At 49.7% G+C, this 10,134-nt stretch carries 9 protein-coding genes and 1 pseudogene; 6 read left to right on the top strand and 4 right to left on the bottom strand.

Features of this window, described 5'->3' with window-relative positions:
* The first annotated feature begins 244 nt into the window (after positions 1-244).
* Complete coding sequence (locus tag AM1_RS28840) at positions 245-1,024, top strand: hypothetical protein (RefSeq protein WP_012160719.1); 780 nt, start codon at positions 245-247, stop codon at positions 1,022-1,024.
* A 74-nt stretch (positions 1,025-1,098) separates the two neighbouring features.
* Here AM1_RS28840 and AM1_RS28835 read toward each other — a convergent pair whose 3' ends face one another.
* The 4 genes and pseudogenes from AM1_RS28835 to ndhM all read right to left on the bottom strand — a co-directional run bounded on the left by AM1_RS28835 (position 1,099) and on the right by ndhM (position 2,763).
* Complete coding sequence (locus tag AM1_RS28835) at positions 1,099-1,590, bottom strand: CBS domain-containing protein (protein ID WP_012160720.1); 492 nt, start codon at positions 1,588-1,590, stop codon at positions 1,099-1,101.
* Between the two features lie 46 nt (positions 1,591-1,636).
* Positions 1,637-2,053: a chorismate mutase gene (gene aroH / locus AM1_RS28830; RefSeq protein ID WP_012166512.1), complete on the bottom strand. Its 417-nt coding sequence runs from the start codon at positions 2,051-2,053 to the stop codon at positions 1,637-1,639.
* Positions 2,040-2,273 (bottom strand): annotated as a pseudogene (locus tag AM1_RS38990) (transposase); the annotation flags it as partial. The gene aroH and the pseudogene AM1_RS38990, both read right to left, overlap by 14 nt.
* Positions 2,274-2,418: 145 nt before the next feature.
* Positions 2,419-2,763: an NAD(P)H-quinone oxidoreductase subunit M gene (gene ndhM, locus AM1_RS28820; RefSeq protein WP_012166511.1), complete on the bottom strand. Its 345-nt coding sequence runs from the start codon at positions 2,761-2,763 to the stop codon at positions 2,419-2,421.
* A gap of 475 nt (positions 2,764-3,238) precedes the next feature.
* On the opposite strand from ndhM, the gene AM1_RS28815 reads away from it, so the two are divergent.
* From AM1_RS28815 to AM1_RS28795, 5 genes are all read left to right on the top strand, one after another.
* Complete coding sequence (locus AM1_RS28815; RefSeq protein WP_012166510.1) at positions 3,239-3,643, top strand: GPW/gp25 family protein; 405 nt, start codon at positions 3,239-3,241, stop codon at positions 3,641-3,643.
* 7 nt (positions 3,644-3,650) lie between these two features.
* Positions 3,651-5,828 (top strand): putative baseplate assembly protein, encoded by a 2,178-nt coding sequence (locus tag AM1_RS28810; RefSeq protein ID WP_012166509.1) that lies wholly within the window; start codon positions 3,651-3,653, stop codon positions 5,826-5,828.
* A 30-nt stretch (positions 5,829-5,858) separates the two neighbouring features.
* On the top strand, positions 5,859-6,914 hold the full coding sequence (locus tag AM1_RS28805) for a phage tail protein (protein ID WP_041660676.1): 1,056 nt from the start codon (positions 5,859-5,861) through the stop codon (positions 6,912-6,914).
* A 97-nt stretch (positions 6,915-7,011) separates the two neighbouring features.
* Positions 7,012-8,394: a hypothetical protein gene (locus AM1_RS28800; RefSeq protein ID WP_012166507.1), complete on the top strand. Its 1,383-nt coding sequence runs from the start codon at positions 7,012-7,014 to the stop codon at positions 8,392-8,394.
* A 4-nt stretch (positions 8,395-8,398) separates the two neighbouring features.
* Positions 8,399-10,132: a cyclic nucleotide-binding domain-containing protein gene (locus AM1_RS28795; protein WP_012166506.1), complete on the top strand. Its 1,734-nt coding sequence runs from the start codon at positions 8,399-8,401 to the stop codon at positions 10,130-10,132.
* Positions 10,133-10,134 lie beyond the last annotated feature (2 nt).

The raw sequence follows: 10,134 nt of genomic DNA, 5'->3' as shown, positions 1-10,134 counted from the left end.
GTGGTGGATTCTGCAGTCTACGGAGGCGATCTCAACTTGGCCTGGAATCCATCTTTAGGCAGAAGGGTCAGGATCAACTGTGTGCATAAGGTGTAAGGATGGGCTGCTAGCATTTCTCAATAATGCGTAAATAATCTTTTTTTAATCCACTTGGCCTCTTTTGAGGTTTGGGAGCGATTGTGATCGCTTCACAGGATACGTTTGTCTTTTTTTTCAATGTTTTGGTTTATTCAAGGAGGATGGGATGTCTCAAGTTCCCAATTTAAATACGTTATTCCAATCTGCCCAAGCGGATGGGGTACTCTCTAATGCATCGATGCAGGCTCTCAATGTTGTCGATATTGGGGCGCAAATCCAGGCGGGACTGGGAACACCGGTGGATGATGTGATGGCCAGTGAGGTGGTGCTGGTGACGATTATGCCGGATGATTCGGGGTCGATTCGGTTTGCGGGCAATGGGGCGGTGGTCCGAGCGGGGCATAATATGGTGCTGGATACCTTGGCTATGTCCCCGCAACAAGATCAGATTCTGGTTCACAACCGCTATCTCAATGGGGCAGTGCTTTATCCCTACTGTCCTGTTGACCAAGCGCTTCGGATGGATCAACACAATTATGATCCGAATCTAGGTACGCCGCTCTATGACCAAACCCTGGTGTTACTCGCTACGGTGCTGGCGAAGGCCCAAGCTTTTATCGATAATGGAGTGCCGGCACGGACGGTGTCGCTGATTATTACGGATGGGGCGGATGCCCATTCTCGGCGCTCGGTACGCGAAGTCAAGGGGGTGGTCGAGGATATGCTAAGAACGGAAGACCATATTATTGCGGCGATGGGCATCAATGATGGACAGACGGACTTTAAACGAGTGTTTCGAGAGATGGGGGTGCGTGATCAATGGATCTTGACGCCCGGCAATTCTCAAAATGAGATTCGTAAGGCGTTTCAACTGTTCTCTCAGTCGGTATTGAGGGCCAGTCAGTCGGCGCACAACTTTAATTCCTGGGGCGGTTTTGGACCTTAACAGGCGCGTCCCCTAGACAGGCACTATGATTGAAATCACTATTGAAGGCTGCGGTGGTTGATCAAAGGCCCATATCAATCAGGAAGTGATTCATAGGTTACGGCAGGCTTTAATGCGCGCACTAAATCATGCCGTGTAATGATGCCTATCAAATATTGGTCGTTATCAACCACTGGTAAACGGTTGATCTTTTTAGACAACATCAAGTTGGCTGCAGACGTTAAGGGGATATCTGGCTTAGTGGTAATCGGTTGGCTCGTCATAACGTCCTGAACCAACATACCCAACGCCTTTTGCATATGCTGATGGAATTGCTTCGGAGACTCAAAGTATATGACGCTCCCTAGCAATGTCATATACAAAGGAGGTTGCATGGGGGATTCTCTAACGAGCAAATCGCCTTCTGAGATAATGCCAACAACATGATTCGAGGCATCCACCACCGGCATTCCACTGATTCGATGATCCTCTATGAGCTTGATCACTCTCTCTATTGAGTCCGTGGGAGAGATAGTAATAGGATCAGGGGTCATAAAGTCTTTGACTACGGGATGAGATTCTGCCATTAGCCCACCTATTTATATGTGAATTGTCCAAATGGACGCGCTAGGATTACAACGATGAGGAAGTGGAAACTCTTGCTTTGATAAAGCCCCAATCTGGGCGTAAATGCCTGGCCCCTCTTTGATATATATGATGGATCGCCTGGTTCGGATCTGCAGTATTAAAATGGATCAAACAGCGGATACAATATTCCAGATCACTTGATACATGCATCTGCTGCACATCTAGGAGAGGGACTGTATCCCAGTTGGGACGCTGGCGAGCGATTGCTGCAGGAAAAATGGCATCTAAATCCCGAGTCACGGAAAACGTTACGCTAATAATTTCATTCACATCCAGAGAATTCTCTGACTCAATGGCCAACATGAGCTCATTCACGGCTTCCCGTATTGCGGCTACGGAATTCTCAGTTGCTGTCGTTGCCCCGCGGATTGCCCTCACTTTCCATGACCCAAGTCCCATCATCACGCCACCTTCGAAAATAGCTATAGACCGTTGACCAACAGGGAAAGTCATGAGGTAGCTGTCTCCACTGACAACCCGTAACCACGAGATACAAAATGGCATTGAGAACACTGAGCATATCAGTGGTGCGAGGTCTACCTCCAGGTTTAGCAGCGGGAATCAGGGGCTCGAGTAATTCCCATTGCTCTGCTGTTAGGTCGCTAGCGTAAGCTGTAGGCATTGCTCTCAAGGCCTTGTCGAAATTTCTACATTGACAGATTACTCTCTTGAGAGCTTCCCTAACTTCTCAAACAACCTCTCAGATTCTGCATGTCGACATGCCTTTGGGGGGTGAATTGGATGTGGTCTTGGTAAGCCGCCATTCGCTATTTAGATTCTGATGCAATTACTTGGGGTAAGCCCATGCTAAAGTTGCGCACGCGGCTGCTGAGATTGTAGCCCACAATACCTTTTTGCAACAGAGATCGCACATAATGTTCTAAATCTGACCCAATGCGACGCAGGTTATAGTCGGTTAGATCTTCGCCTGAATAGGTTTCAACTAGTTCATCAAACTTGGCATATACTCGCTGGAGGGCATCTTCACTCCAAACCAGCTCATTATCGGGGTCAACATCTAGGGTTAAGACACTTTCGCTAGGAATCAACTCGTTATTTTCCACTTCGGCAGTGTAAATGTGGATGTGACGAGTCGTGGACTTCAGTAGCATGGGTTAATGTCTCAGCGCTAGATCTTCTATGCACCTATTGTAAACATGGGTAGGAACTTCAGGGCAATGAATTAAGGAATATCTGACCTTTCCATCCCAGATGGTTGGTTCCCAATACTAATTGTTGATGTGAAAGACTGAACACGCTGTAGACCAAGATCGAGCATTAGTTCCTTTGGAACATAATTTAGGGGCCAGATGACTAAACGGATCTAAGCTTAGACTTTTACCCATTCGTTAAAAGTCTTGTTGTTGAAAATACCGAAGTTCTCGCTAATAGGTGCATCAGACCTTCTTGGTGATAAAGTAAAGCGATCAAACCACAGACCAACATGGTTGATCGCTTTGCCAGTCGCTTAGGGTCAGGTCTAATGACAAAGGTTTAGTGATCTTCATCCCAATAGGTACGACTTTTGGCCAATAGTCCCTCTTTTACCTAGCCCTTATAGTGAGCTCTACTAGATGGGACAGGGGTATGGTGGACGGTCAAGCTGCTCATTTGGGGACGGGTTGGACGTTTCCCATTGGGGTGAATACCCAGGGGAATTTACGATTTAGTGCCCACGCCATTCGCAACATAGAAGAATCTATCGCAATCGTTCTGGGGACCAAACTGGGGGAGCGGGTCTATCGGCCTGAGTTTGGTTCCCGTCTCTCCGAGTTGACCTTTGCCCCGATGAATACTCAAACCCTTTTGTTGATTCGATTGTACGTCACAGAAGCCTTGCAACGGTGGGAACCCCGCATTGTTCTAGATGGTGTTTATACAGAACCAGACCCCATTGAGGGGCGGGTTGATATCACCCTCGAATACCATCCTAAACAGACCCACGATTACCGGAGTTTAGTTTATCCCTTTTATCTGACCCCCATTACCTAGGCAAGACATGGAGTTTGATTTCTTACCCAAGCTACCCAAGTCAGATCTCGATGACCGCAGTTTCGATGATCTCGTGCAAGAATGTCTACTCCGCATCCCTCGCTATTGCCCTGAATGGACCCACCATAACCCCAGCGACCCAGGAATTACATTGGTCGAGCTATTTAGCTGGCTAACGGACCAAATGTTGCTGCGATTTAATCAGGTGCCCCGTCGCAACTATGTCACCTTCTTAGAGTTAATGGGGGTCAGGTTGCAGCCCCCCTCCCCAGCAAAGACGCCAGTGACCTTCTACCTCAGTGCAGGTTTGTCGGAAAACTACACGATTCCGATGGATACGGAAGTAGCAACCCTACGGACGGAAACGGAAGAAGCGATTGTCTTTAGCACCGATCGCCCTGTCACAATTGGGCAACCCCAACTGCGGCACTTTCTGACAGCTGATAGGGCTGAAATGGAACCGCAGCTCGTGCGAGATCGCTTTGCCGAATCCTGGAATCTAAATCCTGATGGAGAATGGCAAGGGTCTGCCTTAAGCTGCTTCAATCCTCAACCTCAAACTGGCAATTGTTTTTATCTCGTCTTTGAGCCAGAGCAACCGGCAGGAAATGTGATCTCCGTGACGTTTAAGGGGGAAGCGGCAACTCCCACAGGGATTAACCCTGAATGTCCACCCCGCCAGTGGCAAGCTTGGAATGGTGTCTACTGGCAACCCATTTTATTAAATGAAGCCGATGACCATACGGATGGCTTTAGCTTTGCCCGGTTAACTCGTCAAAATGGTAATCCCCTCCAGGGAGCAGATGTGATCTTACACCTGCCGCAACACTGGCCTGTGACAAATTTTGCCAGCTACCAAGGTCGCTGGATTCGGTGTATTTATGAAACGGAACAAACCACCCAATGGGGGTATCGTTGTTCGCCAGAAATTGTTGGGGTGTCGGTGCAAGCCATTGGCGCGACGGTCGATACGACGCAATCTTTGCAAATTCACAATGAAATTTTAGGAACCAGTGATGGCACGCCTGGACAAGCCTTTCAACTCCAATCCGCACCGATTCTGCCTCGCCGAGCCCAGGAATACCTGTTGGTGACCCCTATCGGTGGCATTCCCCAGCGTTGGACGGAGGTCTCGGACTTTGCGGACTCTGGGCCAGAAGACCTGCACTACACTATTGATGCCCTGACGGGGGCGCTACAGTTTGGACCATTGATTCGAGAACCCGCTCAAATCAAGGTGCAAACGCAACAGCGAATGGCCCAATCCAATGCCAATCTTGTGGCCCTAGCCCCTGAGCAGCAAGCTCTGAAACGCCAATATGGCAAGGTCCCGCCGAAGGGAGCTGAACTGCGGATGGCGACCTATCGTACAGGCGGAGGGCTGAAAGGCAATGTGCAACGCGGGATGATTCGGATTTTGAAAACGGCGGTTCCCTATGTCGCTAATGTAATCAATCATCAGCCTGCCCAGAACGGTACTGATGCCGAATCCCTGGATGCTGCAGTCATTCGCGTACCGCAAATGTTGCGGACTCGCGATCGCGCAGTCACCAAAGAAGATTTTGAGACGTTAGCCTTAACGGCAGGTCAAGGGGCAGTTGCACGTGTCCTCTGTTTGCCTGCGGATCAAACGGGTACCCCAGGGCAGGTCCGACTTCTAATCGTTCCCCAGGTGAGTACCGACGCCATTGAGCGGGGCGAAGGGCTTCATCCAGATGTTCTGAGTTTGACGCCCCAACTGGAAACCCAGATTAGTGACTACTTAGATGACCGTCGTCTCCTGGGCATGGCCATTCGCTATGACCAACCTCACTATGTCGGGGTAACCGTTCAGGCAGAGGTCGCCCTAGAGCCGAACTATAACAATCCAGAAGCCCAAACACAGATGCGACATCAGCTTCAGGTCGCCCTCTATCGGTTTCTAAATCCAATTACCGGCGGTCCCGATGGCCGAGGTTGGCCCTTTGGCCGTCCCGTGTATCCCTCGGATATTGTGACGCTGTTTCAGCCCATGCCGGGGGTGCGTCATTTGGGAACCGTACAGCTGTTTGAACTCCGTCGCCAGGAATCTCGTTGGCAGCGGATTTTGCCCAAGGAACCCGTGATCGATCCAGGACCTTTAGGGGTGCTCTGCTCCTGGCAGAATGCCCCACTTCGCTCTAGTCACGCTATCAGTCTGCTGTAACAGGAGATAACTTATTTCCCGGTAACTGCTATGACCACCTCCCCTGATCTACTGCCCTTAAGACTGCAACTGGCCTCTATGTCAGTGGCGGCGACGATGCCCCAACCCATTGTGAGGACGGCATCACAGTCTGTGACACCTGAGATAGCTCCTTTTGCTTGGCAACAGAGCCATCTCTGTCAACAGGTGCTATATCCGGGGGAACCTAGCGAAATTGTGGTGCAGCTGGAGAATACCTGCGATCGCACCCTTCGCATCAGCTTAGAGACAGAAGGAACCTTTCCTTTAGACTGGTGTCGGATTGGGCAAGAAGGCCAAACCTTGCCTCCTGGCAGCAAAATGGAAGCGGTCTTATACTTCCAGCTGCCGGAAGATTTTTTTGAGGCCGAGTCTAGTCCAGCCTTTATTCAAACCCAGGGGTTAGATTTTCGGGGGCGGCTCTGTGTGTATTTCGGCACTGTTGATGCTGAGACGAACGAAGCGACCAGTGGCTTAACCTTAGAGACAGCAGAGTTTTTACTGTTTGTTCGCCCCCGCAGTCTCTATCCCACCTTCCTACCCGACATCTATAAAGAGGTAGATTTTATTGGCCGCTTTCTCCATATTTTTGAGCAGGCCTTTGAACCAGCCGTTCAAACCCTGGATACCCTTTGGGCTTATCTCGATCCCCTGACAGCCCCTGAAACCTTACTTCCCTTTCTGTCCCATTGGGTGGGCTGGCAGCTGGCCTCCGAATTGCCGCTATCTCGGCAACGGTCCCTGATTCGTCAGGCGATTCAGCTCTATCAATGGCGAGGCACGCGCAAAGGGCTGCGGCTCTATCTGCATTTATATACGGGGCTCCCCTTGGAAGAGTTTGTCCCAGAAGACCAAAAGCAGATCTCCATTCAAGATTCCTTTAATCGTGGGTTAGTGCTGGGGGAAACTCACCTGGGTCAAGAATCCACCGTCGGTGGGGGCAAGCCCTTCCATTTCTCCGTTTGCTTGCGTTCCCAACAGCCTCTCTCTGAACCCCTTATCCACAAGATCATCCAGCAGGAGAAGCCCGCGTTTTGCACCTACGACTTATCCATTGAATCGTCCTGATTTTATTTCACACCTATTAATTCTTGCTCCTTAAATTTGCACCTATTAATTCCTGTCTATTTACACCTATCAATTCTAATCTCACCCTAGTTCCTCCATGACCTACTCACCACCCACTCCCCCGGTTCAACCCCTGCAACGTCTGCGGGTAACGGATGGGCTGTTGATTAATGCTGAGCGTTGGCGGTTGGCCTATGATTACCATCGCCAACGCCAGAGTTTGTATTACCAATCCCTCCATCAGCCGGGGATTGTCTGTGGGTTAGGCATCCATCCCATTTCCCCACCGGACAAAATCTCCCAGCCGTTTCAAGACCAACGATGGCTGCAGGTTCAACCGGGAATGGCCATTGATGACCAAGGCAATTGCATCGTAGTCCCTGAGCCCATCGACTTTAGGATTGCTTCTCGGGTGGAGCAACCGACCACCATCTATTTAGTTCTCCAATACGTCGATCCAGAACAACTTCAGCAATCTGAGGAAAACCCTGTGCTGACAGAGGTGTTTCGAATTGATGAAAAGACCCATCCCCCCGGCCCCGGAGAAGTTGAGATTTGTCGGATCGTCATTGATACCCAAGCTCAGCTAGAGCTTCCGACGGATCCCTTCTTTCCCCAAATTAACCAGGTGGATTTGCGGTATCGACGACAGCCGCGATCTCGTCCTCAAGCCGTGCTCCAGATCGCTCAAGTCAGTCCCATTGCGCCCTCCCCTCAGAATCAGCAGTCAATCACTAATTTCCAAGCCTTTCTTAGATCTATTGAGGTGCTGTATCCCAATCTGCTGGCCGTGGATGCGCCTCATCCCATTGAGCTGGTGGATCGCAACCAAGCGGTTGATCTCAGGGATTACGATGTGCTGTACCTGCAGACACAATCGGCTCAATCTTTAACGGATGTGCAAGTGCGATCGCTCCGATATTTCCTCATGCAAGGGGGATTTTTGTGGGTTGAAGTCTCAGTTCGGGGCACTCAGTTAGCAGAACTATTTACCGTTAAAGCCCAACTACAAACAGCTCTGTCTCAAATCGATCGTTCACAGGCGTTGGGGGCATCTGCCGATCATCAGACTCTCCAACCGTTGCGCCAAGATATTACCCGCGAATTATCTGCTACTCAAACTGCTCTCAGTGCCAAGCTGAATGAAACAGGACTCCCTTTTCGAACCTTAGCTGAGCAATTGGGGCAGCCTCTACAGTCTCTGCAAACCATGCCAGCAGACCATCCCATTCGATGCCAACCCTTTCAATTTGGTGCGTTACCCATCGTCAACCAACAGCCGGTCGAACTGTTTTTCAGTGACCATCTGCTGATGTTGGTGGGCGATTTATCAGTGGTTTGGGGCGGCGGCAGCAAAGAAGGGTTTGCCCGAGACCAGATTCGCACGGCCCAGGAGTTTGGCACCAATATCCTTCACTATGCTTGGCAACGCCAGCATTATCGTCAACTTCTAGCTACACCTGCAGCATCTACCTCCTAGTGCTATGCCTTATATTGCCAGCGCCTTACAACGTCAGTGGCGACGGTTAAACCTAACCACCAAATTCAGCCTTATTCTGTCAATGGTTTTTATGGCCACGACCGGAATTGCAGGGGTGATCGTTCATCAATCTGTTCATAGACAGGCTGATCACGAGCTGGAGTCTCGGGGGCAACTCTTGATGGCGTTGGTGGATCAGCTCAAACAGGATGATTCTGCTTCTGAGGCTTACCCAGTCGTTTCCACCTTGTGCGAGACTCAACCCTCCTTGTGTTACAAAGTCTTGGTGCCAAACTCTGACACGATGCTCCCGGATATAGATGAGCTAGCCGAAGCCCTCAAAACCCAATTCCAGAAACAGATCGACCAAGAAACTATATCCGGCTATATCACCCATGCTGACCAGGAAAACTATTATTTTGCCCAACGTCTAGATCAGGATGGCACCCTGCAAATTCAAGCCGTTTTTATTCCTTCCGCGCCTGTAAAAGAGTTAGCGAACGCCAACTTTTGGATGGAGATGGGGACGTTGGTCGTCTTATTGGGCCTAATTCTGTTGTTAGTGAATGACTTAGTTCGACGAACCGTCTTAAAACCGATCCAACCCATCACTCAATTAGCTCATCAGCTTCGGCAAGCTCCGATTCGACCTCTGGATGAATCCAGCACTGAAATTCAACATTTGCACCACCATGCCCGACATAAGGATGAAATTGGTCAATTGGCAGGAGCTTTACACCACTTATTCACCAACGTTTACCATCGCCCTTCTAGCTCTCAACAAACTTCAGTCGCCACCCCCAATACCGTCCCTAACTCTGTCCAGGCGTTATTAAGCCAAATTCAGATCCCCTATACCCACGAGCTTTTAGCAAAATCGCGCCAAGTCCGGCAACAACTGGGACAATCTCAGGATTTAGATTTACTCCGGTGTTTGCAAAGTGTAGATTTTCTCCAGGACTTTTCGGAAAATCAACTTCAAGATTTAATCGCTTGTGGCTATCAGCGCCAGTACGAGCCGGGAGAAGTGATCTTTCGAGCAGGAGAGCTGGGTCAAGTATTTTATATCATTCTCAACGGGGTGATTCAGTCCCAGATGGATCATCCTGAACGACAAGGAAATAAATGGGTTTCCGGGGATGCATTTGGTGAAACGGCTTTACTTTCTGGGGTTGCCCGCCAAAATACCATCCTGGCGGTTGAACAAACCACGCTTTTTGTCATTGAGGATCAGGCTTTTCAGCGGCTGCTGCGCCAATTTCCTCAATTGGGTAATCGCCTCCTGCATCGCCAAACGCAACTCGCCGACGTTCTTAGACAGGTAGATTATTTTCAAAATTGGCCTGAAATCCAGTTCCAGCAGCTTTTAGATCGAGGCTATCGCCAAAACCTGGCTGCGGAAGAATCCTTGATACCCGAATCCGGCAAAGTCTATTTCGTGATCTTCGGCGGTCTTCAATTCACTGATCAGAGCATCACCTTGACGGCGGGTAATTGTTGGGGAGATCTCAGCTTGCTATTCGACAATCTTCCCCCTATTAAAGGGCAAACGTTTTACCAAACCAGTTTATTTATTGTCGAAACGTCAGATCTGCTGAAGCTGCTCAAACGCTATCCCCATTTAGTGAATATAACGGCCAATGTTTTATGGCAACGAAAACCTGAATGGCAGGGACATCAAATCTCAAGTCTGAACTGGATTCGAGACCGACTGCAATCTCAGTTACCCCCTATCTAGAC

The organism is Acaryochloris marina MBIC11017, from assembly GCF_000018105.1.
Taxonomy (GTDB): Bacteria; Cyanobacteriota; Cyanobacteriia; order Thermosynechococcales; family Thermosynechococcaceae; genus Acaryochloris; species Acaryochloris marina.
The sequence above is the reverse complement of the archived record's forward strand: the minus strand, read 5'-3'. Positions and strand labels throughout refer to the sequence as shown.